The 23,619-nt window shown below is 64.3% G+C and carries 22 protein-coding genes; 17 read left to right on the top strand and 5 right to left on the bottom strand.

All coding sequences use genetic code 11. The features are described 5' to 3' along the window. Positions 1 to 6 precede the first annotated feature (6 nt). From H8F01_RS19935 to H8F01_RS19995, 13 genes are read left to right on the top strand one after another with little or no spacing between them, the layout of a single operon-like run. Complete coding sequence (locus H8F01_RS19935) at positions 7 to 954, top strand: glycoside hydrolase family protein (RefSeq protein ID WP_187059398.1); 948 nt, start codon at positions 7 to 9, stop codon at positions 952 to 954. Continuing rightward, entirely contained in the window at positions 947 to 1,879 is a 933-nt protein-coding gene (locus tag H8F01_RS19940) for a GNAT family N-acetyltransferase (RefSeq protein ID WP_187056749.1), read from the top strand. Before H8F01_RS19935 ends, H8F01_RS19940 begins: the two co-directional genes overlap by 8 nt. Continuing rightward, the gene (locus H8F01_RS19945) at positions 1,879 to 2,991 is read left to right on the top strand and encodes a DegT/DnrJ/EryC1/StrS family aminotransferase (RefSeq protein ID WP_187056750.1); all 1,113 of its coding nucleotides are present in this window, start codon (positions 1,879 to 1,881) and stop codon (positions 2,989 to 2,991) included. Before H8F01_RS19940 ends, H8F01_RS19945 begins: the two co-directional genes overlap by 1 nt. Then, entirely contained in the window at positions 2,988 to 4,238 is a 1,251-nt protein-coding gene (locus H8F01_RS19950; RefSeq protein ID WP_187056751.1) for an O-antigen translocase, read from the top strand. The genes H8F01_RS19945 and H8F01_RS19950 overlap by 4 nt, the downstream gene beginning before the upstream one ends. A 2-nt stretch (positions 4,239 to 4,240) precedes the next feature. Then, positions 4,241 to 5,188 (top strand): glycosyltransferase family 2 protein, encoded by a 948-nt coding sequence (locus H8F01_RS19955; RefSeq protein ID WP_187056752.1) that lies wholly within the window; start codon positions 4,241 to 4,243, stop codon positions 5,186 to 5,188. Next, positions 5,185 to 6,366: a hypothetical protein gene (locus H8F01_RS19960; RefSeq protein WP_187056753.1), complete on the top strand. Its 1,182-nt coding sequence runs from the start codon at positions 5,185 to 5,187 to the stop codon at positions 6,364 to 6,366. Before H8F01_RS19955 ends, H8F01_RS19960 begins: the two co-directional genes overlap by 4 nt. 11 nt (positions 6,367 to 6,377) lie before the next feature. Further along, positions 6,378 to 7,307, top strand: coding sequence for a GumC domain-containing protein (locus H8F01_RS19965; RefSeq protein WP_187056754.1), 930 nt, complete (start codon positions 6,378 to 6,380; stop codon positions 7,305 to 7,307). Further along, positions 7,307 to 8,146 carry a class I SAM-dependent methyltransferase gene (locus H8F01_RS19970; protein ID WP_187056755.1) on the top strand — a complete coding sequence of 280 codons (840 nt, stop codon included), beginning with the start codon at positions 7,307 to 7,309 and terminating at the stop codon, positions 8,144 to 8,146. Before H8F01_RS19965 ends, H8F01_RS19970 begins: the two co-directional genes overlap by 1 nt. Positions 8,147 to 8,180: 34 nt before the next feature. Next, positions 8,181 to 9,377 carry an amidohydrolase family protein gene (locus H8F01_RS19975; RefSeq protein ID WP_187056756.1) on the top strand — a complete coding sequence of 399 codons (1,197 nt, stop codon included), beginning with the start codon at positions 8,181 to 8,183 and terminating at the stop codon, positions 9,375 to 9,377. Positions 9,378 to 9,382: 5 nt separating this feature from the next. Further along, positions 9,383 to 10,081 carry a class I SAM-dependent methyltransferase gene (locus H8F01_RS19980; RefSeq protein WP_187056757.1) on the top strand — a complete coding sequence of 233 codons (699 nt, stop codon included), beginning with the start codon at positions 9,383 to 9,385 and terminating at the stop codon, positions 10,079 to 10,081. Continuing rightward, positions 10,078 to 11,616: a B12-binding domain-containing radical SAM protein gene (locus H8F01_RS19985; protein WP_238481069.1), complete on the top strand. Its 1,539-nt coding sequence runs from the start codon at positions 10,078 to 10,080 to the stop codon at positions 11,614 to 11,616. Before H8F01_RS19980 ends, H8F01_RS19985 begins: the two co-directional genes overlap by 4 nt. A 3-nt stretch (positions 11,617 to 11,619) precedes the next feature. Next, entirely contained in the window at positions 11,620 to 12,747 is a 1,128-nt protein-coding gene (locus H8F01_RS19990; RefSeq protein WP_187056758.1) for a glycosyltransferase family 4 protein, read from the top strand. Then, on the top strand, positions 12,744 to 13,856 hold the full coding sequence (locus tag H8F01_RS19995) for a glycosyltransferase family 4 protein (protein WP_187056759.1): 1,113 nt from the start codon (positions 12,744 to 12,746) through the stop codon (positions 13,854 to 13,856). The genes H8F01_RS19990 and H8F01_RS19995 overlap by 4 nt, the downstream gene beginning before the upstream one ends. Here the strand turns inward: H8F01_RS19995 and H8F01_RS20000 are convergent. After that, positions 13,820 to 15,100, bottom strand: a complete 1,281-nt coding sequence (locus tag H8F01_RS20000) for a nucleotidyltransferase family protein (protein WP_187056760.1) — start codon at positions 15,098 to 15,100, stop codon at positions 13,820 to 13,822. The genes H8F01_RS19995 and H8F01_RS20000 overlap by 37 nt on opposite strands. Further along, the gene (locus H8F01_RS20005) at positions 15,093 to 16,568 is read right to left on the bottom strand and encodes a B12-binding domain-containing radical SAM protein (RefSeq protein WP_187059400.1); all 1,476 of its coding nucleotides are present in this window, start codon (positions 16,566 to 16,568) and stop codon (positions 15,093 to 15,095) included. The genes H8F01_RS20000 and H8F01_RS20005 overlap by 8 nt, the downstream gene beginning before the upstream one ends. 205 nt (positions 16,569 to 16,773) lie before the next feature. On the opposite strand from H8F01_RS20005, the gene H8F01_RS20010 reads away from it, so the two are divergent. After that, the gene (locus H8F01_RS20010) at positions 16,774 to 17,796 is read left to right on the top strand and encodes a phosphoenolpyruvate carboxykinase (ATP) (RefSeq protein WP_187056761.1); all 1,023 of its coding nucleotides are present in this window, start codon (positions 16,774 to 16,776) and stop codon (positions 17,794 to 17,796) included. A gap of 149 nt (positions 17,797 to 17,945) precedes the next feature. Further along, positions 17,946 to 19,721: an ATP-binding cassette domain-containing protein gene (locus H8F01_RS20015; RefSeq protein WP_187056762.1), complete on the top strand. Its 1,776-nt coding sequence runs from the start codon at positions 17,946 to 17,948 to the stop codon at positions 19,719 to 19,721. On the opposite strand, the gene H8F01_RS20020 is transcribed toward H8F01_RS20015, so the two are convergent. Both H8F01_RS20020 and H8F01_RS20025 read right to left on the bottom strand, forming a co-directional pair. Further along, entirely contained in the window at positions 19,718 to 20,548 is an 831-nt protein-coding gene (locus H8F01_RS20020) for a flavin reductase (RefSeq protein ID WP_238481070.1), read from the bottom strand. The two genes, H8F01_RS20015 and H8F01_RS20020, sit on opposite strands and share 4 nt — an antisense overlap. Before the next feature lie 94 nt (positions 20,549 to 20,642). Beyond that, a complete protein-coding gene (locus H8F01_RS20025) occupies positions 20,643 to 21,422 on the bottom strand; it encodes a class I SAM-dependent methyltransferase (RefSeq protein ID WP_238481071.1) in 780 nt (259 codons plus the stop codon). A 189-nt stretch (positions 21,423 to 21,611) separates the two neighbouring features. On the opposite strand from H8F01_RS20025, the gene H8F01_RS20030 reads away from it, so the two are divergent. Then, the gene (locus tag H8F01_RS20030) at positions 21,612 to 22,100 is read left to right on the top strand and encodes a hypothetical protein (RefSeq protein WP_187056763.1); all 489 of its coding nucleotides are present in this window, start codon (positions 21,612 to 21,614) and stop codon (positions 22,098 to 22,100) included. 58 nt (positions 22,101 to 22,158) lie between these two features. Here H8F01_RS20030 and H8F01_RS20035 read toward each other — a convergent pair whose 3' ends face one another. Next, a complete protein-coding gene (locus H8F01_RS20035) occupies positions 22,159 to 22,515 on the bottom strand; it encodes a hypothetical protein (protein WP_238481072.1) in 357 nt (118 codons plus the stop codon). A 119-nt stretch (positions 22,516 to 22,634) separates the two neighbouring features. On the opposite strand from H8F01_RS20035, the gene H8F01_RS20040 reads away from it, so the two are divergent. Then, positions 22,635 to 22,952 (top strand): helix-turn-helix domain-containing protein, encoded by a 318-nt coding sequence (locus H8F01_RS20040; RefSeq protein ID WP_187056764.1) that lies wholly within the window; start codon positions 22,635 to 22,637, stop codon positions 22,950 to 22,952. The last annotated feature ends 667 nt before the right edge of the window (positions 22,953 to 23,619 follow it).

The following is a 23,619-nucleotide window of genomic DNA, read 5'->3' on the forward strand; positions in this document are numbered from 1 at the left end:
ATGCCGGTGACTGCATGGCGCAAGCAGGGACTGGTTTTCGAGACCACGCGGCAAGGCGTGGGCGGATGGATGCGTCATTCGGCGCTGACGCCCACGCCGTGGCGGATCAGCGATGAGGTGATTCGTGTCTATGCCGGCTTCCGCGACGATGAGGGCATCAGCCGCATCGGCTACGTCGACGTGCTCGCGGATGATCCCTCCGTGGTGGTAAAGGTCAGTGCCCGGCCCGTGCTGGACGTGGGGCGCGGCGGCTGCTTCGACGACAACGGCGTGATCCTGGGCGATGTGGTGGAAGCGCACGGCCGCATCCACCTGTTCTACGTCGGCTTCCAGCGTGTGGCGCGCGCCAAGTTCCTCGCCTTTACCGGGCTGGCCGTCTCGACCGATGGCGGCGAGCGCTACGAACGGGTGCAGGAGACGCCGATTCTGGATCGTGCCCCGGGCCGGAGCACCATCGGCGCCGTGCATTCGGCGATGTTTGATGGTGACCGGTGGCACCTGTGGTATGCCGTCGGTGATGACTGGGAATTCATCGGCGGGCAGCCTTTTCCCAGGTATCACATCCGCCATGTCACCACTCGTGATCTGGCGGACATACCCCGCCATGATCGTGTCTGCCTGATGCCGCAGGGCAGCGAATATCGCATCGGTCGCCCGCGCGTTTACCGGATGAACGGGCGATACACCATGCTGTTCACGCGCGGCAACGTGACCGGCGAGTACTTCCCGGGAATGGCTTTCAGCGATGACGGCATGGACTGGGAGCGCCGCGACGACGCGCTGGGCCTGGCGCTCTCCGATTCGGGGTGGGATTCACGCACGCTCTGTTATCCCGCTCTGATACGTCGCGGCAGTGACGTGCTGATGTTCTACAACGGCAACGACATGGGCCGGGACGGCTTTGGCGTGGCAGTCGGGCAGATGCCACTCCCGGATGGTGACGGCTATGCTTGAGGTGCGCGGCTACCAAGCATCGGATGCCACGGCGTGGGATGCCGTGGTGGAGCAGTCCAGGAACGGGAACTTCCTGCATCGGCGCGCCTATATGGAGTATCACGCCGACCGCTTCACCGACTGTTCGGTGGTGGTGGAGCAGGGCGGAAAACTCGTCGCCGTGCTGCCTGCCAACCTGCTCGACGGGGTGGTCACCAGCCATGGTGGTCTCACCTATGGCGGTCTTATCGCTACGCACGACCTTCGCTCCGAATCCACCCTGGCGGCCTTTGCGCAGATAGGCAATCACTATCGGCGCGCGGGAGCCAGGCAGGTGGTGTACAAACCCGTACCGCACGTCTTTCATGCCTACCCCAGTGAGGAAGACCTGTACGCCTTGCAATGCGTGGGCGCCCGGCTGACACGGCGCGACATCTCTTCCGTATTGCCGTTGCGACACGGCGCCGGATTCTCGGAAGCGCGCCGCCGGGCCATCCGCAAGGCGACCCGCGCCGGGGTAGAAGTCAGCCCCGGCGATGACCTCGCTGTGTTTCATGCGCTGCTTTGCGAAGTGCTGCGCGGGCATGGCGCCGTGCCGGTGCACAGCGTGGCCGAGCTGAACCTGCTTCGCTCCCGGTTTCCCGGGCACATCGTGCTTCACGAGGCGCGCAAGGACGGGGTGCTTGTAGCTGGCGTGCTCGTATACGACTTCGGCCACACGGTGCACACGCAGTACATCGGCGCTTCGGAAGAGGGAAAACGCCTCGACGCACTGAGCCTGTTGTTGGGGACGCTGATTGGCTCCGTCTACGCCGATCGTACCTACTTCAGTTTCGGCGTATCCACGGAGCAGGAGGGCAGGGTACTCAATGGCGGGTTGATCGCGCAGAAGGAGTCGTTCGGCGCACGGGGCGTCGTCCACGATTTCTATGAGTGGACACTGTGATGAACGTGCCCTTTCTCTCGCTGCGGGACGTCAATGCCCCCTATTCCGATGAACTCAAGGCGGCGGCGGCGCGCGTGATCGACTCCGGCTGGTACGTGATGGGTGAGGAACTCGCGTCTTTCGAGCAGGAGTTTGCCGCGTACTGCGGCGTCACCCATGCCGTGGGTGTCGGCAACGGCCTGGACGCGCTCTCGCTCATCCTGCGCGGTTACAAGGAGATGGGCCGGCTGCGGGATGGCGATGAGATCATCGTTCCCGCCAACACGTTCATCGCCACCTTCCTGGCCATCACCTCCAACCGGCTGGTGCCGGTGCCGGTCGAGCCGGATCCATCGACTTACAACATCGACCCGGCCCGCGTGGCTGCGGCGCTCAGTGCGAAAACGCGGGCGATCATGCCGGTGCACCTTTACGGGCAACTGGCGGATATGGACGCGCTGGCGGAGATCGCGGTCCGGCATCGCCTGCTGCTGATCGAGGATGCCGCGCAGGCACATGGCGCGAGCCGTGGCGGCCTGCGCGCGGGCGCCCTGGGCGATGCCGCCGGCTTCAGCTTCTTCCCGGCCAAGAATCTCGGCGCACTCGGGGATGCCGGCGCTGTCGTGACGCGTGACAGGGAGCTGGCGCTGTTCGTCACCGCGCTGCGCAACTACGGGTCCGGGGTGAAGTACCAGCACATCTATCAAGGCTTCAATTCGCGCCTGGATGAGATGCAGGCGGCCATGCTGAGGGTCAAGCTGGCGCATCTTGATGACGACGTGACCCGCCGCCGGGAAGTGGCGCTCAGGTATCGCCAGGAGATCCGGCAGCCTTGCCTGAGGTTGCCCGCCGCACGTACCGAAGAAGGTCATGCCTGGCATCTGTTCGTGGTTCGCTCCGCGCAACGCGATGTGTTGAAGGAACATCTCGGCAAGCGTGGAGTGCAATGCCAGGTGCACTACCCGGTGCCCGTGCATCGGCAACCCGCTTACGCCGCATTGCGCGGCGCCCACCTGCCATTGACCGAGCAGATGCATCAGGAGGTGTTGAGCCTGCCCTTGAGCCCTGTCATGGATGAGGACGCCATCGCCCATGTCATCGACGCCTGCAACTCCTTCGGGGCCGCCGCATGAATATCGCGCGCGCCAGCATCTACGCCTCCGTCGCTACCGCCGCCAGGCTGCTGGCCGGCCTGGTGATCATCAAGCTGGTGGCCTGGGTGGCCGGCCCCGAGGGTGTGGGGCGGCTGGGCCAGTTCATGAGCCTGATGTCGGTGCTGGCCGTGCTTGCGGGCGGGGGGATCAGCGCGGGGGTGGTGAAGTACGTGGCCGAGTATCGGGACGATCCGGAACGGCTCTCTCGCCTGTTGGCCGCTGCGCTCTGGTACGCGTTCTTTGCGTCGTGCCTGATTGGCCTGGCTGGCTTGCTGTTCCGCCGGCAGCTCGCCGACTGGCTGCTGGGTGATGCCGGTTTTCAGGGCCTGATCGGCCTGCTTTCGGCGGTGCAGCTGGGTATCGCACTGGCCAACTACATGCTTGCCGTCATCAACGGCTTCATGGATGTGAAACGGCTTGCCTGCATCCAGGTGCTTGGTTCGCTGCTGAGCATCGTGACGGCGCTGGCCCTGGCACGCTGGCTGGGCCTCTACGGTGCCCTGCTTGCGCTGGTGATCGGGCAGCTGCTGGTGCTCGCCGTCGGGCTTCCCGTATGGCGGCTTAGCCCCTATTTCAACTGGCGGATGCTGCGCATGCGCTTCGACCGGGAGATGACGCGGCGGCTGGCCACCTTCTCGCTGATGACCGTGACATCGGCGCTGCTTCCGCCGTTCGTCAACGTGGCCGTGCGCGACCACCTCGCCGGGCACTTCGGCTGGGAGCAGGTGGGCTACTGGCAGGCCGTGAGCAAGGTGTCAGATGCCTACCTTTTGTTCCTGACCACGGCAATCAACGTCTACTACTTGCCCAAGCTCGCGTCGACGCACGCGCGTGACCTGCTGGTATCCGAGCTTCGGCTGGCGTACCGCCACGTGCTTCCCGCGGTGGTGCTTCTGGCCGCCGGTGTTTACCTGTGCCGCCACTGGGTGACCTCCTTGTTGTTCAGCGATGGCTTCGCGGCAGCCAATGCCTTGTACGCGCCGCAGCTGCTCGGTGACGTGCTGAAGATCGCCTCCTTCGTGCTGTCGTACGTGATGCTGGCCAAGGCCATGACGGGCCTGTTCGTGGCCTCCGAGGTGGTGTTCGCCGTGACCTATGTAGCGCTGGTGTTCCTGTTCACCGCGCGCTATGGCGTCGTGGGTGCGATGTATGCGTTTGCCGCGAATTATCTGCTTTACCTGGCCTTCAATGTCGTGGTCGTACGCCGCTATCTGGGAGGGCTGTGACGATGGACGGCGTCAATTCCGTCGCAGGTGCACCCATGCCGCTGGTATCCGTGCTGGTGCCTGCGTACAACCACGAGGCCTACGTGGAGCGCTGCCTGGACAGCGTGCTGGAAGAGCCTTACCCGTCCAAGGAGATCGTCATTATCGACGATGGCTCCACCGACGCCACCGGCCAGCGGATTGCCGACTGGATCGCACGCCACGGCGATGAGGTGCCGGTGGAGTATGTGCGGCGCGGCAACAAGGGCATCGCCGCCACACTCAATGAACTGGCGGCACGGGCGCGTGGCGATTTTCTGCGGCTGGGCGCCAGCGACGATTACCTGCTGCCCGGCGGGCTGCATGCGCAGGTCGACTACCTGATGACGCACCCGGGCAAATGGGCGGCCATCGGTGATACGGAAGTCGTGGACCGGCATGGTTGCCGCCTGCATGAGAGCGGCATGCGCGACCTGCACCACGCGGACAAGGGGCTCTATCGCACGGACGACGGTATCCGCCGGGCTGTGATCACCCAGTGGGCCATCGGCGGCCCGGTGACGCTCGTGCGCCGTCGCGCGCTTGAAACCGTGGCGGGATGGACCGAGGGCCTGCGGTTTGACGACTGGGATTTCTTCCTGCGCCTGGCCGCCCATGACGCCATCGGTTTCATTGATCGCAACGTGTGTGCCTACCGCATCCATGGTGCCAACGTCAGCCGCACCAGGGACGCACGCGCTCGCATTCACAACCTTGTGGAAGCCCGCGACGTAGCGATCCGGCGCCTGGGGATGTTCGACGAGCCGTATCGCACACTGCTGCTTGCCCAATCCCATTACCTCGGCGCCAAGGTTGCGTTCCTCCAGCGGTGCCTGTGGTCCGTGACCATGCACATGTCGGCCTATGGAGCGCTCAAGCTGGTTGCGCGGCTGCGGCGCGGACAATCCCAGCGACTGGCCGCGCAGGCATGAAACAGATGCTTCGCCTGCCTTCGTTCTATCTCGCCATGCCGTTGCTGGTGACCTGCGGCCTGACGTGGCTGACCTACGATTTGCCCGTTGATTACCTGGAGGGCTTGTTCCTGCTCGCAGCGTCCGCCATGGCGATACTGGCGCTGGACATCGTGGTCGGTATCCGGCTTCCGCCGGGGGATGCATTCGTCCAGCGCGACTATACCGGTACACGAGACGGCCTCGTCGCCCTGGTGTTTGCCGCGCTGATCGTGGTGTTCTGCGTGCTCGACCTGGTGCTGTTTCCCATTCCGCTGTTCGATGCCCCGTCGTCCTACGCCAACATGGAGGGCGGGCGCGACCATATTCGGCATATCTCGGACATGTGCTGGGTGCTGCCGCCCATCGGGCTGCTTTGCGCGCGCGATCGACGCCTGCGTGCCGCGCTGATCCTGATCGGCTTTGTCTTCCCCGTGCTGGTGATCGACCGCAACCGCATCTTTGCCGCACTGTTCTCCGTGGTGATGGTGCTGCTCCTGCGCCGGCGGGAAAGCAGGCCGCTGCCGTGGAAGCGCGTGCTGGTGCTGACGGTTGCCGGCACGACGGTGTTTTCGGTACTGGGTATCCTGCGCTCGGGTACGCTCGATTACGTGACGCTGCCCTTCAGTGATCTCTACCGTCACGCGCCCCAGGGGGTGAAGTGGCTGCTGCTGTATGCGAGTGCCGGCCCGTACAACTTCTCTTCCATCCTGGCCAAGCAGTACTCCGATAGCCATTTCCTGATCAACCAGGTCGTGCCCATGGCCGGCTCGATTGCCACCGCGGGCACCGGCATCCCGCTGGATGCGGGCAACATCAACGTGGGCACGGAATTCTTTCCCTTCCTGATGGCACTCGGTCCCATTGGTGCGGTGGCGTCCGTGGCTGCCCTTTACCTGATGCTGCTGTGGAGCGTGCGACGCGTGCAGCCCACGGTTCCGCTGTTCGGCCTGCTGATTTTCCTGCGGGTGTCGTACACGGCAGTCATGGCGCCATTTGCGCCGCAAGCCTTTACCTGGACGAGTTTCGGCTTTATCGCCCTTTGCCTGCTGCTGCAGTGGGTGGCGGCATGGCTGCCGGATCGTCGTGACATGGCAGTCCCATTGGCTGATCCATCTGCCCGCCACGGCGATGGCGCGTCCCAACCCTCCCTTTCATGAGCCAGACGACCATGCAACGAGATGAAGTCTACGTAGTCGATATCGGTCGGATCCTTGTCCGCGAGTGGCGCTGGTTCGCCGCAGGGCTGCTGAGCGTCATCGCGCTGGCGTTCCTGTTCCTGCATGAGGCACGCCCGCAGTGGGAGGCCACCGCTTACATCCAGATCGGGCAGGTGGCAGGCGTGCCACCCGGGCAGGATCCGAAAGTGGAACCACTGGCGCGCGTACTGGAGCGACTGAAGTGGGTTCCCTTCGAAAACGATGTGATGGCGAGCCTTGGCATCGCTCCCGATGCACCCGAAGCATCGCTCTACCGCAAGAGCCTGAAGCTGGAGCCGTTGCCGTATGCGGGGCCGCTGGTGAAGTTCACCGTGCGTGGCTGGTCGCCGCGGCAGGCACGGCAGTTCGCCGAGGCAACCGTGACGCAGTTGCAGGCGCTGCACCAGAAGCTGCTGGCCGCCCCCCTGGCCATGACGCAGGCACGGCTGAGCGAAGTGCAGGCCGACCTCGACAGCGCACAGAACCGGCGCAGCGAGCTGAGGCGCGGTGCGGGTTCGGCCGGTGGCGAGAATACCCAGGCCGCTGGCGTGGCATCCCTGTTGCTGACCACCACGGACACCGAAATTCTCAATCTTCGGCAGGCCAAGGGTGATCTCTCGGTGCGGCTCAGCCCCAACTACACCTATGAGACGTCGTTGATGTGGCCGGTCTTCGTGCCGCGCGGGCCTGCGTTTCCCAACCCTGCGTTGATCGGAGGCATTGCCGTGCTGTTCGGTCTGTCGCTGGGCGCGTTCGCCGCCATCGCACGACACGCGTTGCGCAGGGCGCGCGCGACGCCGTTGTCGTTCAACCAAACCGACGGCCTGGGGCACCTACCGTTGAACGACGCACAGCGAGGCAGGGTTGCGTCGACTCCTCAGACCAGCGTGGGAAGTCAGTGATGGCACAGGCAAGTCGACGCCCGCGCGAGGCGACCTTGAACGACGCGCAGTTGCTGGATACGCAACGCGCCTTTGACAGCGTTGCCGGCGACTACGACGGCCCGCGTGGCAATAACGAGCTGATCCAGCGCATGCGCGTCACGCTGTGGGACACCGTTTGTCGCGAAGTGCCGGCTGGCGCTCAGCTGCTGGACATCGGGTGCGGCACCGGGCTGGACGCCGTCGAGTTCGCGCGACGCGGCTATCAGGTGGTGGCGACGGATTGGTCGCCGGCGATGATCGGCCGCACGCGCTCGCGCGCCGCACGGGAAGGCCTGGAGTCCAGCGTGGTGGCCATGCATCTGGGCGTGCAGGAACTGGATGGCCTGCAGGAGGAGTTCGAAGGCATCTATTCCAACTTCGGGCCGCTGAACTGTGCGCCCGATCTGCATCAGGTGGCGGAGGAGTGTTCCCGCCTGCTCAAGCCGGGCGGCAAGCTGGTGTTCTCGGTCATCGGTCGCATCTGTCCGTGGGAGCTGGGGCATTACGCGCTGCGCGGACGCTTTCGCCGGGCGCTGGTGCGCGGCACGCACGGCCCGGCAGCGGTGGGCATGAACAAGCACACGATCTGGACTTATTACTACCTGCCGCGCGAGTTCTATCAGGCGTTCGCGCCATGGTTCTCGCTCAAGCACTTCCGGGCCCTCAGCCTGTTCATGCCGCCGCCGTATCTGGTGCAGTACTACCGCCGGCGCCGGCACTGGTATGAGCGGCTGGGTCGCCTTGATGACCGCCTCGGGGGCCTCCCGCTACTGCGCAGCATGGGCGATCACTTTCTTATCGTCATGCAAAGGCGGTAATGGCGTGAGCGCCCGGTCCGCCAGAACTCACGTCATGCTTTCCGGTGGCGCAACCGTGCAGCCGGAGGGCGCAGCGCGACGCAACCTCTGCGTGCGCCGGGGAAGGCTGGATACGTCCGTACCGGCGCGGGCCTATCGAGTCGAGCTGGACGGGCACCTGATCTTTCCCGGGCTGATCAACGCGCACGAACACCTGCAGGTGAATGCGGTACCCCCGTTGGAGAGTGCAGAGGTTTTTTCCAACAGTTACGCATGGATCCAGGCATTCCAGACGCATTTCAACGATGCGGCCGTGATCGAGGCGCTGCTTGTACCCAAGCCGGTGCGCCTGCGTCATGGTGGGCTGAAGAACCTGTTGGCCGGCACTACGGTCGTGGCCCATCACGATCCCTGGCACGCCGCACTGGATGCCGAGGACTTCCCGGTGTCGCTGCTGCGCGACTACGGCTGGAGCTATGCACTGGACTGGACGTCGTACGGACCGCCCGTGCAGCAGAGTTTTGCCCAGACAGCCCCCGGCAAGCCGTGGCTGATTCATCTGGCCGAGGGCACCGATGCATCGGCCCGGGCTGAGCTCTCGCGACTGGACGAACTTGGCTGCCTGGCGTCGCAGAGTGTGCTGGTGCATGGCGTGGGGCTGAGCGAACACGACATCGACCGGATCATTGCGGTGGGCGCCGGGGTGGTGTGGTGTCCCACCAGTAACGAGCGCCTGCTGGGTCGCACGTTGCGTCCACGTCGGCTGGCCGATGCCGGACGACTCGCGCTGGGAACCGACTCGCGGCTGAGCGGTTCGCGCGACCTGCTCGACGAACTGCGTCGAGTGGCGCAAGGCGACGAGCTGCCGCCGCAGCAGTGGCTTGGACTGGTGACACGCGATGCGGCACGCCTGCTGCGCCTGCCGTGGAGCGGCCACCTGGAGACCGGGGCGGCGGCGGACCTGGTGATCGTCGAGGACCGCGGTGGCGATCCACAGCGGAGCCTGATCGGCATCGCCCGCCATGAACTGCGCGCCGTGGTGCGCGATGGCTTGCCGCGTATGGCCGATCCGGATTTCGCGGACTGGTTTGACGCCGCCGGCGTGGAGGCCGTGCCGGTCATGCTGGATGGGCGTCCCAAGCTGCTGGCCCGGGCCTTGGCAGACCCTGCCGTGATGGCGCTTGAGCCTGGCCTGGAGTTGATGAGGGCGCAGGGAAATTCATCGGTGCGCACGATTTCCATCGAGGCATGAGGCAAATGTTGCACACACCCATACTTGACCCTGTCGAAGCCTACGCACTATGGGCGCCCAGCTATCCTGCGCATGCACACAACCCGGTGATGCAGGCGGAAGAGCGCGCCATGTTGAGCCTTTTGCCTCATGACCTGGGCGGGCGCAACGTGCTGGATGCCGGATGTGGCACCGGGCGCTACATGCGCCATGCCCTGAGGCGCGGCGCGGCGCGCGTGGCTGGCGTGGACCTGTCCCGCGACATGCTGCAACGCGCGGGGGGCGAGCTTCACGAAGAACACAGGCGTGCGCCGGTGGAACTGCTGCAGGGGAGCCTGGATGCACTGCCGGTGGCCGATGCCTGGGCGGATCTTGCGGTGTGCGGGCTGGCCGTTGGCCACGTTGAACAACTGGAGCCCGTGCTGGCCGAGTTGTGCCGGGTCACCCAGCCCGGCGGCATGGTGTTGTGCAGCGACGTACATCCCACCGGGCACGCGCTTGGCTGGCTGCGCGACTTCACGTCGGGCGGCCGGCGCTACGCCGTGCGGCATACCGCGCACCTCTACAGCCACTGGCACGCCGCGTGCGCCGCCATCGGGCTGGAGATCGGCTGTGTGCTGGAACCCATGCTGGATCTCGCCGATATTCCCGCCGGCGCGCATTTCGATCCAACGGCGCTGGAAGTACCCGTGGCCATCGTTTATCAGTTGTGGCGCAGGCCATGAGTGCACCCATGATCAATGTCACGGGCAACGCCCCGCATACGTTGCTGGTCAACCCGACCATGACGTCACGGGCCAGTGCACGGTTCCCGTTGTCGCTGCTGCACCTGGCTGCGTCGCTCGATCGCGAGGGAAACAGTCGGATCATCGATGGCAATCTGGATCGCGACGTAGTTGCGCGCACGTTGCAAGCGCTGGATGAGCGCGACTATACCGCCGTCGGCATCAGTGTCATGGGTGGTCCGCAGCTGGAGCCGGCCATTGCCGTCTCGCGCGCCGTGCGGGAACGGCGGCCCGGCCTGCCTATCGTATGGGGCGGCTATTTCCCGACGCTCTACACCGAAACGGCGCTCTCCGCACCCTACGTGGACTTTGCCATCCGCGGGCAGGGTGAAGAGAGCTTCCCCGAACTGGTGGCTGCATTACACCAGGGTGATGCAGCGCGTCTGCCGGCCATCCATGGGCTCTCGCGGAAACATGAAGAGGGCGTGGTGCATAACGCGAGCCGTCCGTTCTCGCGCCAGGGGCCGGTTGCGGTCTTGCCATACGAGAAGCTGGGTGATCCGCGCCGTTACCTGGCGCGTACGTTTCTCGGCCGGCGCACGGTCGCCCATCAGGCATCGGTGGGATGTCGTTTTCGCTGCACCTTCTGCGGCGTCGCGGCCATGTTCGGCGGTGCGACGGCCTTGCCGCCCCTGGCCCGCCTGGAACGGGATCTGCGTTACCTGAAGTACGAACTCGGCGCCGACTCCATCCAATACGTCGACCACAATTTCTTCGATCGCGAGCAGGACATGATTCCCCTGCTCGAGATCATGGCGCGCTACGAATTGCCCTGGTGGTGCTACGCACGCGCGGATGCGCTGCTCAACCTGTCCGAAAGCACATGGAAACTGGTGCGCAAGAGTCGATTGCGCATGGCGTACATCGGCGCGGAGTCGCCCAGCCCCGCCATGCTGAGGGACATCCGCAAGGGCACGCGCCCCGACCAGACCCTGGCCGTCGCCGAGCTGTGTCGGCGCCACGGCGTGATCCCCGAACTGTCCTTCATGGTGGCGCCCCCCGAGAACACCGAGGAGGAGACCGAGCACACCTTCGAGTTCATCCGGGAGATAAAGCGCATCAATCCCCAGAGTGAAATCATCGTCTACATCTACACACCGTTGCCTGAGAGCAGCCGGCACGAGAAAGACCGCCACCGTCGTTCGACCATGCCATTGCGTGACCTGCAGGGCGAGCCCGTGGTGTTTCCGGCCACGCCCGAGGAGTGGACGCAGAAGCGCTGGGTGGATTACGCCTGCCACGCTGACGCGCCATGGGTAAGCGAACGGCTGCGCCGACGCATCGACGATTTCGTGACGGTGCTGCGTTGCCGCTATCCCACCGTGCAGGATCTGCGCTCGCCCACGTGGGCCAAGCGCACGCTGGCCGCTGCCGCGTCGTGGCGTTATGGCCTGCGCCGTTACGACCGCCCCTGGGAGCTGAACCTTGCCAACCGACTGGTGCGCCTGCGGATGCCGCAGGTCTCGGGGCTTTGAGTGATGCGGCCACTTCGTGTCGCGCAGATCAGCTTTCATCCCGCGCCGAAAGACATGGGGCTGGCCGATACCCTGGCGCAATGGCCATCGCTGGCCGATATCGCCGAGGCGGCGGCAAGCGCGGGTGCACGGGTCACCGTGGTGCAGCGGGCCGGACATGCGGAGCGCCTGCAACGAAACGGTGTGGAATACCGCTTTGTGGCCGATCGCCGCGCCCGTGCGAATCCGGCGGGTGGCGAGGTGGCGCGCACGCTCGCGGAACTTCGCGTCGACGTGGCCCACGTCCATAGCCTTGCCGCTGCCGCCGAAGTCCACGCCCTGGCGCGCGTGTTGCCCGACGTGCCGATCCTGATGCAGGACCACGCCGACCCGTTGCCCGCCTGGTGGGGCCGCGCGCGCTGGCGGCGCTGGTACGCGTCCGCACGGGGTGCCGTATTCACCGCGCCGGAGCTCGCAAGTCCATACGTGTCCACGCGGCTGTTCGACTCCTCGATGCGCTTGTTTGCCATCCCCGAATCCTCCAGTCGCTTCACGCCAGGAGCGCGCTCGCAAGCGTGGTCCGAGACGGGCTTGTATGGCGACCCTTGTGTCGTGTGGGTCGGGCATTTCTCGTCGAACAAGGATCCGTTGACCGTGCTGAAGGGCATCGCGCTGGCTACGGAAAGCCTGCCCGGACTTCAGTTGTGGTGCGCCTTCGGCAGCGCGCCCTTGCTTGCCCGGGTGCATCAGTGCATTCAAGGCGAGCCGAGCCTTCAGGGTCGGGTGCACCTGCTGGGCAAGGTGCCGCACGCGAAGATTCAGTCGCTGATGCGCGCGGCCGACCTGTATGTTTCGGGCAGTCATGCGGAAAGCTGCGGCTACGCCTTGCTGGAGGCGATGGCCTGCGGCGTGACGCCGGTGGTCACCAACATACCGTCGTTCCGCGCGATTGCCGGCGAGCTCGGCTATCTGTGGGTACCGGGCGATGCCGCCTCGCTGGCGAAGGCGCTGGTGAATGCCGCGACACGTCGTGCGCCGCCAGGGGTGGTGCGCGACTACTTCGAGCGCCACCTGTCCCCGCAGGCGGTGGGGCGTCGCTGGATGGATGCCTATCTGCAGCTGGCTCGGGGCAACAGGGGTGCCGACGCATGAAGCTCGCCATGGTGGTACCCGGAGGGGTGGATCGCACCGGCGAATTCCGGGTGATTCCCGTATTGCTCGCCTTGATCCGCCGGCTTGCCTGCGAGCACGAGGTGCACGTGTATGCCCTGCGCCAGGAGGCCGCCGCCGACTGCTGGCAACTCGCCGGTGCCAGCGTTCACAACATTGGCGACGGCTGGTCGCGCCTGCGCGCCATCCGGGCCATACGCGACGAACATCGTCGCGCGCCGTTCGACCTGGTGCATGCCATCTTTTCCGGCTCGTGCAGCTTCGTGGGCGTTTGCGCTGCGATGTCGCTGGGCCTGCCAAGCCTGGTACATATCGCCGGCGGCGAACTGGTATCCATGCATGACATCGGCTACGGGGGACGACGCTTCCTCAAGGGGAGGTTACGTGAGGCGCTGGTGTTGCGCAGCGCCCATGCGGTGACGGCGGCGAGCGTACCCATCATCCAATCCCTGGAGGCGCTTGGCCTGCAGGCGCGCCGCGTGCCGCTTGGCGTGGATCTGCGCAGCTGGCCCGCCGCGCCGCCACGGTGCCGCCAGCACGGTCCGGCGCGACTAATCCATGTTGCCAGCCTCAATCGCGTGAAGGATCAAACCACCTTGCTTCGCGCACTGGCAGCACTCGTTGAGTCCGGCGTGGACTTTCGCATGGACGTGGTCGGGCAGGACACGCTCAACGGCGAAATACAGCGGATGGCCAGTGAGCTGGGTCTCAACGGGCGCGTGTGCTTCCATGGCTTCAAGACCCAGCGCGAGCTTCGTCCCATGATGGAGGAAGCCGATCTGCTGGTGATGTCTTCCCGCCATGAGGCCGGCCCGCTCGTGCTGCTGGAAGCGGCCGTAGCGGGTGTACCTGCGGTAGGTACGGCGGTAGGGCACATTGCGGAATGGTCGCCAACGGCGTCACTGGCGGTGCCGGTCGGGAACTGGGCGGCACTGGCCGAGGCCATCGCGCGCGTGTTGTCCGACGATACGCTGCGACTGCGCATGGCGGTCGCCGCGCAGCGTCGTGCGGTGACCGAAAATGCGGACCGTACCGCGCGAGACTTCCAGGCGCTCTATCTGCAACTGGTCGCCGAAGGCTCGGGCAGCTGAGCCTCGGCCATGGCCGCCTGACCCAGCGCCGCACGGACCACGTACATCGTGTCCGTTCGCGGTACCGGCTTGGTCAGCCAGGCGATGGCGCGCCTGAATTGGCCGGAACTTACCCAGCGTGAGTTCTGCAGCCAGAGCTGGGTCTTCAACATATCGGCACGCTGTTGCCTGGCCTCGGGCGACGGGCGTACGCGACTCAGCACGTATTGCCCGATCTCGCGCGACGAGCGCGCCCATTCGATACCCGACCACGCATGCAACCACAGTTCGGAACAGGACACCTGTGTGAGCGAAAGGCGCCTGGACGCGTATCGCAAGGTGGCGTGGCATTCTTGCTCCAGCTCATAGAGCAGGCTGGGTGGTACGGCACCGGTGTAGTAGCGCGACACCAGCAGCAGGGGAGGGATGGCCCACCAGGCCGGTTCCCTTGTGCCTTCTCCCCAGAGCACCAGCCATTCACTCCGCATCATGCGGGAGGCAAGCAGGGAGATATCGTGGAGATGGATCAGCCGCATCGAGCGGTTGCAGATGTTTCCCGCAGCATGCAGCAAGAGGTGACTCATCAGTGCGCCGAGTGAAGGGTAGGGGTTGAGGCCGGGCACGGGGTGGCGCGGATAGACCCAGTGCGTAATGTCCACCGTGGCAACTGGCAGGCGTTCCTGGATGCGGGTGTGCAGCTCGATGTTGACCGGTGTGTCGCGGTGCTCGCCAAAGCTCGGGACATCCGTGCTTCCCGCCGGTTTGTAGACCCGGTGTTTCCAGCTGGTGAATATCGCCTCGTAATGCATGCTTTGGAGCATCGCGTGGGCTTGCTCGCGATCATCGTCGCTCACGAGCAAGTCGATATCTGCCATCGGTCGCTCACCCGGTTCGTACAGGCCAAGCGCGTGCAGCGCCGCCCCCTTCATCGCCACGAGACTGATATTGAGCTCTTTCGCCCGCGCATCGATCTGGCGAAGCAAGTCATCGATGCGCGCATGGCGCTGCGCCACGTGCTCGTGCTGGCTTGCCAGGAAGTCGCTCCAATGGGGATTCTTCCAGAGCGAGTAAGCGTGCTGCAGTCCGGCGACGCCGTGCGCGACGGCCGCCGCTGCAGCCAGACGCCATTCCAGTTCGGTCCAGTCTGGCGTGTCACCCTCCGGCTGGGCCAGCTCCCTGGCCAGCGCCTCCGTGGTTCGCCGTAAACCTGTCTTGATCGTTCGCAGCGGGGGAAGTTGATCGGGTGGGGCGTGGCGATCAGACATGCGAGGTCCTTGCCAGCATGGGCGTTTCCACCACCGCGGTGCGGTGCTCCGCCTCGGTTTCCATCAGGGCGCGCCAGCGCGCATCGAGGGCACGGGAGGCTTGCCGCTGACTATCTACGCCATCGACCACTTTCCATTGCTGCACGAGGACCTGTTCGTGCAGAAGGTCCCGGACAGACCGGTAAAACTCCGAGTCATAAGCACCCTGGAACATCATGGCGAGGTCGCCGCTGTCCTGCCAATGCGTCTTGTCACCGAGCTGGGCTTTCACCTGCTCGTAGAACCGTGTGCCGGGAAGCGGATAGGAAACGCTGACGCCGATGTCATCCGGCGAGGCCTGCGCAATAAGCTCCCGGGTGGCAAGCAGGTCGTCGAGCTGCTCGCCAAGGTAACCCAGCTGGATGAAGAAGCCCACGCGGATACCGTGGGCACCCAGGCGTTCACGCGCGGTGATCAGGTCAGCCACCCGGGTGCCCTTGTTCATATGGTCGAGCACGTGCTGGCTGCCGCTTTCCGCGCCGATCCAGGCCTCGGCGCAACCGGCCAGGCTCAACGCGGTTGCCATGCGTTCACTCACCAGATCCGCGCGCGTCTGGATCGTGAAAGGGATGGCTCCGTTCATCTGACTTACATGCGCCGCGAAGGCTTCCACCCAGTCCACATGGAAGCCGAAAATGTCGTCCGCCAGCCAGATATGGTCGGCCTGGAACCTGTGCTTCAGATGCGCCATCTCGGTAGCCACATCTTCGGCGGAGCGACGGTTGTAGTGATTTCCCCAGATGGGTTTGGCGCACCAGTTGCAGCGGAAAGGACAACCTCGCGAGGCCGCCATATTGAGGCTGAAGTACCCGTGCCGCTCCATCCACAGCGCACGGTAGCGCTCGATATCGACAAGATCCCAGGCCGGGTGGCCGACGATGCGTGTGTCGGGCGGCGTCGCGCCAATGCGCGTGACCTGCAGCTCGCCCTGGTCCATCGCGGCTACGCCGGTGAGCCCGGCAACCCAGTCGCGTTTCGATATCGCGGGATCCTCGTCCAGGCGACGGATCAGCTCGACCAACGGGGCAATGCCTTCGCCGATCAATACCGCATCGGCGCCGGCAGCAAGAAAGGCATCCGGCTGGTCCGAGGCATCGGAACCGGCCACGATGACGCGGGCGCCCGACACGCGCGCCATGGCAATCATCTCGCAGGCCGCTTCGCGCATGCGGCCAAGACACATCTTGGTCAGGTAATTGAAGTTGTCTTCGTAGATGACCACGACGCCTGGCCGTGATGCCGACAGGCTTTGCGCATACTCGTCGACGCCGTCGGCGAGCATCGCGTCAAACAGCGAGACCTGGTGGCCCATTCGACGAAGCAACGCCGCCACGTGGATGGTCGCGAGCGGCGGATAGGGCTTGCCACGCTCCCATTGCTTGCGGTCAAACTTCAGGAAGTAGGAGTGACCGACCTGAATGGTTAGCATCTTGGACAGGCCTCTATGGCTGCGGGTGGGCGAGTAGCTCCGGCGCATCCGCGGTAGGTCGGCACGGAGCCAACAACCTTCTGCACTGGTTAGTGCGTGAGTGCCGGCGCGTGGCCGGCGGGTTGCTTGGGATGGTTGAAATATTTGGATGTCCATCCGCTTCGCCGTGTGCTATCACGGGGCCGCGTAAACCGGGCGCCGCGCCATGACCTCTGCATTACCAATCGACACAGGTGACATCCTGGCCGATCCCTTCGGGGAGAGGTCGGCGCGAGGGCGGTCCATCGAACGCTGGATTCTCGGGGCCCGATTTCGCTTTCACAGCGCGAGCGACGCGCTGCTGGCCCTGGTGGATGCCGCATACGCCGGGCTGCCGGACCACGTGCTGGGCATCACCTCATCCACGCTGGCGATCGAGCTTCGCCTTTCGCCGCATCGCAGCGGATGGGACGGGGCCGAACCGCCGCCCGTGCGCATGCAATCGGGCGCAGGCCTGCTTGGTGGCGTCGTGGACGCGTCGAACTACGTGGTGATGTCGCCTGACGATGGACGTGCGCTTATCGTGGTGTCGGAAGACATGCTCGCCTTCCCGTATAACCTGCGTTACGAGCTGATCGAGTTCGCCGTGTTCACGCTTGCCACGCGCGTGCAGCAGCTGATTCCACTGCATGGTGCCGGGTTGGGTCGGCATGGCCGCGGCGTTCTGATCATGGGTAACAGCGGCGCGGGAAAGTCCACGCTGGCCCTGCGGGGCGTGCTGGAGGGCCTGGAGTTCCTTGCTGAGGATGCGGTATTCGTCGACCCCCGAAGCCTTCGTGCCTCAGGCGTTGCCAATTATCTGCACGTTTGCGCCGACGGCCTGGCGTGGGTGGATGAAGAGCGGCATCGTCGCTGGCTCGGCGAATCGCCCACCATCCGGCGGCGCAGCGGCGTGGAAAAGCACGAGGTGGATGTTCGTCATGGCATGGCGTGCCTCGCGCCGGCCCCCGTTGAACTGGCCGGACTGGTGTTTCTTTCGGCGCCACCGGCCGGGGAGAATGGCGCGCGCCTGCGGATGCTGGACACCAGCGAGGCGGTGGCACGGCTGACAGTAGAGCAACCCTATGCCGCGGGCCAGGCGCAATGGGGGCATTTCACCGAGGGCGTGGCCAGCCTGAGGGCTTACGAACTGGTGCGTGGACACCACCCTGCGGAATCCATCAAGGCCCTCTTGTCGCTGCTCGGTTAATCCGCCTTCGGCCCTCCGGGACGCAACCCTTTCGCACTGGTTGCGCACTCATCAACGGTGAGGATTGATCCGGGTAGGGTCTTGCATAGTCATCAGGTGCCAACTCAACCGCGACAGGCGCGGCCACGCAGCATGAAGGAGTCCTGAGCATGCCGGGGACATGGTCCTGGTTGCAGCGTGGCTGCTCGGATGGCCTGTCGCGGTCCTTTTTTCTCACCTTGAAAGCGCTGGGTCTGTCGAAGATCGCGACCTATGTCGTCTTGTCGCTAGCCAGTGCTCTCGCGGGCGGCATGGCAGCCCTGTTCGCGGTTCCCCTGATCCAGCCAGGCGACGTGGCCTGGTTGGGCCGCCATGGGACGGCCGGTGCCGCGAGCCTGGAAATGTGCGTACTTCTTTTTCTCTGCGCGTCGGTGGCGTTTGCATTGGCGCGTTGGCAGGCCGCCAGGCTGGCTGCGTGGCTGGCAAGCCGCTATGGCATGCAGTTGCGCGCGCGGGTGCATGAAAGCCTGGTGGATGCACGCCTGTCCACGCTGGCCGATGCCACGTCGGCGGAGCTGGCCAACGTGCTTACCCATAATGTGGAAATCGTGACACAGGGCTTCAGCGCCTTGCTGCAGCTGCTGGTGGCGGGCATGACGACCGTGGTGAGCCTTGCGCTTGCCCTGTGGATTTCGCCGCCCCTGGTGATGGCCGTGCCAGTGATCGTTGTGTGCTCGTTGATATCTGCGCGCTTCCGCAGCCGGGAGCACGCGGCTGTCAGTCGTCAGTACATCACCGATATGACGCGGCTGTTCTGGATGAGCGAGGACTTTCCACGGCGCTGGCGGCATATCAAGTCGTTCGGCCAGGAAGACGCGGAGAAGCGAAGCCACGCGGATTCGTCGGCGCGACTGGGTCATGGCTACCGCCGGCAACTGGAGCTGATTGCGTCGGGCCGCCTGGTGCTGGAGTTGCTTGCAGCCATCGGGATCGCGGCCATTTTTCTGGTCGCGCATCACTGGAAGGGCGTCGACCAGGCATCGCTGATCGCCGTATGCCTGCTGCTGGGCCGGCTGCTTCCGTACATGGTTTCCACCCGGCAGAGCTTCCATCAGCTGGCGTCGGCCGTCCCTGCATTCGAGCTGTGGTACCGCTACGCCGATGCGGCCCCACAGGCGTCGCCGCGCGCTGCTTTCCATCGACCGGCGAATGGCATGCCACCGGTATGGATTGAAGAGCTGACGCTGTCCGAGCCGGTGCGTCTTCGCATCACCGACCTGTGGCTCCATCCGGGCGAACTGCTGCTGGTGTCCGGTGATTCGGGCATCGGCAAGACCAGCCTGGCCGATGTGCTGGCCGGCATGATTCGCCCGTCGACGTTTACCGCCTGGCTGGAAGGGCGCCGGCTGGATTTCGATGCATACGCTGCGTGGGTGCGTCATGGCGCCTACCTCAGCCAGAACGTACGACCTTGGCAGCAAACCGTGCGGGCGTGCCTGCGCTGGGCCGCGGAGGGTGTCTCCGACGAGACCATGCAGGAGGCACTGGCCGATGTCGGCCTCGACAAGCGTCTTGGGGCTGCCAAGTGCGGACTGGAGGCAACACTGGATGGCTCCTCGGGCCGTTTGTCCGGCGGCGAGCTTCAGCGCCTCTTGTTGGCGCAGGTACTGCTGCGCCAGCCCATGCTGGCCATCCTCGACGAAGCGACCAGCGCGCTTGATGCCGGAGCCGAGAGCAGGGTGCTTGCAAGGTTGAAGCAGAAGTTGCCGGGCTCCATCCTGATCGTGATCTCACATCGCAGCAGTGTCGCTGATCTTGCCGACCAGAATCTGGTGATCGGGGGTGACATGGTCGCCACGGTACGGAGGCAAGGTGCGTTAGACCTTGTCCGGCGGGACGCGGCACGCATGACTGAGTCCGGTCATTCGCGCACAACGTCGGGCTAGGCTTCGGCGAACGGCATGCGACGCTGGCGACGATACGCCTGATAGAAGCCCGGCGTGTGATGAAGCTGGCAACCTTCGGCAAGGCGCTCGTCGTTGGCAATGCGTCCGATAAAGAAGATATGCGACCCGATGTCCTGGCTGTGCAGTATCGTCAATTCCTGGACGCCTAACGCCTCGGCCACGATGGGGATGCCGCGCTCCTGTGATGGGCGGACAGGGAAGGGAAGGGCGTGCCAGTCGGGCAGTGGCTGCCTGTGGTGTTCGCTGAGCTTGTAAGCCTCCGGCTTCATGGCTGCCGGGATACAGGACAGGGCGACATGGCCAGTGTGGCGGATGACCTCCGCGGAAACATTGGTATTTCTTAGTGCCAGTGAATAGAAGCCACTGCGCTCCAGCGGGCCAATCAAGTCCATGGGGAACATATTTCGGTGTTCCGGCGTGCTGATGGATACGAGCACCACCGGACGAGGGCAGAGGTAAGCAACCATCAGCTGCTGGACTGCGCTCGGTGCCATCAAGGCATGCTGCGAAGAGGGCTGCTTGCGCATCAGTCGATTTTGCAGCCATCGATTCCAGTGGCGATGCGGCCAGCGAAGACAGTGGTGTCCTCCTGCCGTTACGCGATAGAGCGTAACGGGTGCGCCGTCGATGGACAGGGACGCCAGGCGACCCAGTCGAAGCGCGCCGACAAGCTCTCCTGTCATTCGGTCGCGATAGTCGATGACCGGATCCTGGCCCGCATCCAGGCTGGTCGCAATCACCAACGGCTTGAGAGAGGCAACCGTGTGATCCGCGGTGACATCGGCCTCGCCTCCTTCCCAATGCATGCACGCCGAGGTGGCGTGTTGCGGGGGAGCTACCGCCACTGGCGACCACTGCGGCAGCGGGCGAACGATAGGGCGGATCCAGTTCGTCAACATGTCAGATGCGCCGGAACAGCAGGAACATATAGAGCTGAGTGGCCATTCTGAATCCACCGGGAGACCGTTGCTCCAGTCGGAAGTAGGGCGCCGCTGCACGACTCAGGATGCGCGGTGCGAATCGATGGATGTTGCTCTCGCTTGGAATGGAGTACCGGCCTTCGCGAAGCAGTTTGAACACATTGCCACGCCACCAGCCGTAACGCGCATCACCGAGATAGAACGGATTGAGAAGGCTCGCCAGAACAAAGCCACCATCGGCAACAATGTGTGCCAGGTCGGCAAACAATTTGGCGTGGTCGGCGAAGTGATTGAGCACGGCGAAATTTGCGGTAACGGCAGTGACCTTGCAGGACTGCGGAGAATCGACCGCGACAATGGTGTTCTTTTCCAGTTCGTCACGGCAATGCACGAAGAGGTACTCCTGCATGCTCGCCGCCGGCTCGTATACAAACGTCCGATGCCCGTGAGCCGCGTATGTCCTTGCATCGATGCCCGTGCCCGCGCCGAAGTCGAGCACATCGCCGCCCGGCGGAAGCAGGCTCAGGGCCAATCTCTGAAACCTGCTTCGCGTCAGCAGATCGCGCCTCGATGCCTGGATCACCTCGTGGTAGGCCTCGCCCGTGTGCATGTCGCCTTCAACCTCGCTGATACCTTCCAGGCCAAGCCTCAGCCAGCAACAAGGGGCGAACGTGCCCAGTGGCCGGGTTTTGATTGCCCTTGCGGTGAGTGCCGGGAAGGGGACGGATGGTTGAATATGGTCGACGCATCGTCGAACCATCGATCGCACCCGGGGACCTGCATGGAGCCAGGCCGAATGGGTGATACCGACGTTGGAGCCTGTCTCGGCGCACCCATGCCGACCACCTGTCGTAGCACCTGCCCGCATAGCCATTGAAGTCGCAACCCAACGCGGGCATTTCGCGCATAGAATCGCCGGTGGTCCGGCCAATGGATCTAAGGAGGATTGGTGGGCCAATTGATGCGATTTGCTGTATTCGGCCTTGGGCTGGTCGTGACCACGATATCGTCGGTTTGCAACGCAACGTGCTGGGAGTCCGGTGAGGGATCGACTGCCGTCTATCGAAGCCCGTCGGTTCCCGCCGAGTTCAATGCCGCGGCTTTTGTGGTCACAGGGCGCGTCCTGAGTCAGCGCAATATCTCCACGCCGGATGACCCGGAGGGCTTCGAGTGGACGGTTTATACCGTCGAGGTGTTGGAGGCCTTCAAAGGGAGGCCGCAGCGGACGATCCGCCTGGCGTCCGAAAACAGTTCCGCCCGGTTTTACATGGATACCGGCGAGACCTATCTCGTGTTTGTCAGCCGGCTCCCGAAGGTCGTCATGGCCGGGAAAGAACGCCTCCCGGTCTATTTTGTGGACAACTGCGGGAACTCAGCTTCGGCCAGGGATGCTGGGGTTACGGTCAAGGCGGTAAGGGCGTTATCGAAAGTCCGGTAGTGTCCGCTTTCGACTGTGACTTCAGCCGGTCAACGCAACACCCCTAACGCTTGGGCGTCTACGGGGAGTCGCTCTTCAAATAGCTGCGGCGTCGTTGGCGCATCGCGTCAGCAAATCGATCGATGAATTCGGCCATTGGGCCGCGATAGCGCAGGGCCTCGGAGGGGAGGGATATACCCAGCTCCCGGGCTATGGCGGTGGCGTACTTGAGCTGGGCTTCTGTCGGGGGCTTGAGATCGGGATCGAGACATTCGATCAAGCTTATGGCAAAGCACTGGGCAAGCCTTTCTCTGAATCCATCTGCGGCGCCCGCATGAGTGGCCCGTTCCCGCTGAAGCAGCCAAGCTTCCTGGGTAATGCCATCCAGGGGCAGTGAGATGCCGCCGTCGTCGTCAAGAATGAGCTGCACTGGCATTCGGGGGAGCTCCTTGTGAGCCCATTGGGCCTGCTTGCCTTGGATACTACGAAACTCGTAGTATCCAAGGCAAGCGGAAGTTACGAGTCTCGTAGGCCTGTCCTGCACGGATTCGCGACATGCCCCGCCGTACCGACATTCGACTTGTGTTTCAGGGGCGGCTCAAGGAGACGCGCGTGCGCCACGAGTTGTCCCAAAGAGAGTTGGGCATCCAGGCAGGGTTGGATCTTTTCGTGGCCAGCACTCGCATCAACCGCTACGAGCAGGGCGTGCATGAACCGGACATGGCGACGGTGGCTCGCCTTGCCGCTGCGTTGCAGGTGCCGGTGGCCTATCTTTTTGCTGACGACGAGCGCCTGGCCCGCATGATCTTGGCGTTTGACCAGCTGCCTGCGGCTGAGAAGGACCGATTATTGAAGGTCGTTGAGTCGCCGTAACGACTGCAGCTGCGCGGGTTGGTTGTCAAAGAAGTACTTTCGAGCGATTACCTGCTTGCGTGCAGTGGGATGGCAGGTCCATGCCTTCGCCTCCCCCCCCCTGACGACGGCCACTCACATCTCTCCTGTGGGCGGACATCCCCTGAACCTTGGATCCGGCAACCGATCTCGCGGTCACGCAGATTTGCCGCTAGAAAAGGCGCCCAGAAGTTGGGCGGATGCCTTCTGGTCATCGTTGTAGATTAGCGGCTTACGCGGCCAGGAGGATGGAAGCGACCGAAGGCGGCCCGACGAGTGGCCTGATCGGAAACCGGTGTGTGACGATTAGGACGCGTTATCGCGGGTAGGGCGTTGGCCTCGACGCAATGGCACCGACTGGACTGACGGCGCTATCGACCGTCAAAGGCAATGGACCCAGCTCGGAATACGCAGCGCGACTTCGCCAAGGCGGTGGTTCCAGACCTCAAAGGGCGCCGGTATCCGCACGGTGCGCCGGGGCCGACGTCGGCTTAAAGCAGATTGACCGCACCACCGGTGATGGTGTATTTCGATCAAGGCACAGAATGCGGTAGTGATGACTGGCGACGGCTTTGCCGCTCGCTTGACTTGCATGCCTAGTAAGTGTCGGTGGCAACTGCTGGCATCATGCGGGGACCGATTCGTTCTT

Source organism: Dyella telluris (assembly GCF_014297575.1).
GTDB lineage: Bacteria > Pseudomonadota > Gammaproteobacteria > Xanthomonadales > Rhodanobacteraceae > Dyella > Dyella telluris.

Bases quoted from the DNA above. Each gene is read 5' to 3' on its own strand.
- H8F01_RS19940 (WP_187056749.1), top strand. From the start codon at position 947: ATGCTTGAGGTGCGCGGCTACCAAGCATCGGATGCCACGGCGTGGGAT.
- H8F01_RS20000 (WP_187056760.1), bottom strand. From the start codon at position 15,100: ATGTCTGATCGCCACGCCCCACCCGATCAACTTCCCCCGCTGCGAACG.
- H8F01_RS19995 (WP_187056759.1), top strand. From the start codon at position 12,744: ATGAAGCTCGCCATGGTGGTACCCGGAGGGGTGGATCGCACCGGCGAA.
- H8F01_RS19985 (WP_238481069.1), top strand. From the start codon at position 10,078: ATGAGTGCACCCATGATCAATGTCACGGGCAACGCCCCGCATACGTTG.
- H8F01_RS19970 (WP_187056755.1), top strand. From the start codon at position 7,307: ATGGCACAGGCAAGTCGACGCCCGCGCGAGGCGACCTTGAACGACGCG.
- H8F01_RS20025 (WP_238481071.1), bottom strand. From the start codon at position 21,422: ATGGTTCGACGATGCGTCGACCATATTCAACCATCCGTCCCCTTCCCG.
- H8F01_RS19960 (WP_187056753.1), top strand. From the start codon at position 5,185: ATGAAACAGATGCTTCGCCTGCCTTCGTTCTATCTCGCCATGCCGTTG.
- H8F01_RS19980 (WP_187056757.1), top strand. From the start codon at position 9,383: ATGTTGCACACACCCATACTTGACCCTGTCGAAGCCTACGCACTATGG.
- H8F01_RS20015 (WP_187056762.1), top strand. From the start codon at position 17,946: ATGCCGGGGACATGGTCCTGGTTGCAGCGTGGCTGCTCGGATGGCCTG.
- H8F01_RS19990 (WP_187056758.1), top strand. From the start codon at position 11,620: ATGCGGCCACTTCGTGTCGCGCAGATCAGCTTTCATCCCGCGCCGAAA.
- H8F01_RS20035 (WP_238481072.1), bottom strand. From the start codon at position 22,515: ATGCCAGTGCAGCTCATTCTTGACGACGACGGCGGCATCTCACTGCCC.
- H8F01_RS19945 (WP_187056750.1), top strand. From the start codon at position 1,879: ATGAACGTGCCCTTTCTCTCGCTGCGGGACGTCAATGCCCCCTATTCC.
- H8F01_RS19965 (WP_187056754.1), top strand. From the start codon at position 6,378: ATGCAACGAGATGAAGTCTACGTAGTCGATATCGGTCGGATCCTTGTC.
- H8F01_RS20010 (WP_187056761.1), top strand. From the start codon at position 16,774: ATGACCTCTGCATTACCAATCGACACAGGTGACATCCTGGCCGATCCC.
- H8F01_RS19975 (WP_187056756.1), top strand. From the start codon at position 8,181: ATGCTTTCCGGTGGCGCAACCGTGCAGCCGGAGGGCGCAGCGCGACGC.
- H8F01_RS20020 (WP_238481070.1), bottom strand. From the start codon at position 20,548: ATGCATTGGGAAGGAGGCGAGGCCGATGTCACCGCGGATCACACGGTT.
- H8F01_RS20040 (WP_187056764.1), top strand. From the start codon at position 22,635: ATGCCCCGCCGTACCGACATTCGACTTGTGTTTCAGGGGCGGCTCAAG.
- H8F01_RS19950 (WP_187056751.1), top strand. From the start codon at position 2,988: ATGAATATCGCGCGCGCCAGCATCTACGCCTCCGTCGCTACCGCCGCC.
- H8F01_RS19955 (WP_187056752.1), top strand. From the start codon at position 4,241: ATGGACGGCGTCAATTCCGTCGCAGGTGCACCCATGCCGCTGGTATCC.
- H8F01_RS20005 (WP_187059400.1), bottom strand. From the start codon at position 16,568: ATGCTAACCATTCAGGTCGGTCACTCCTACTTCCTGAAGTTTGACCGC.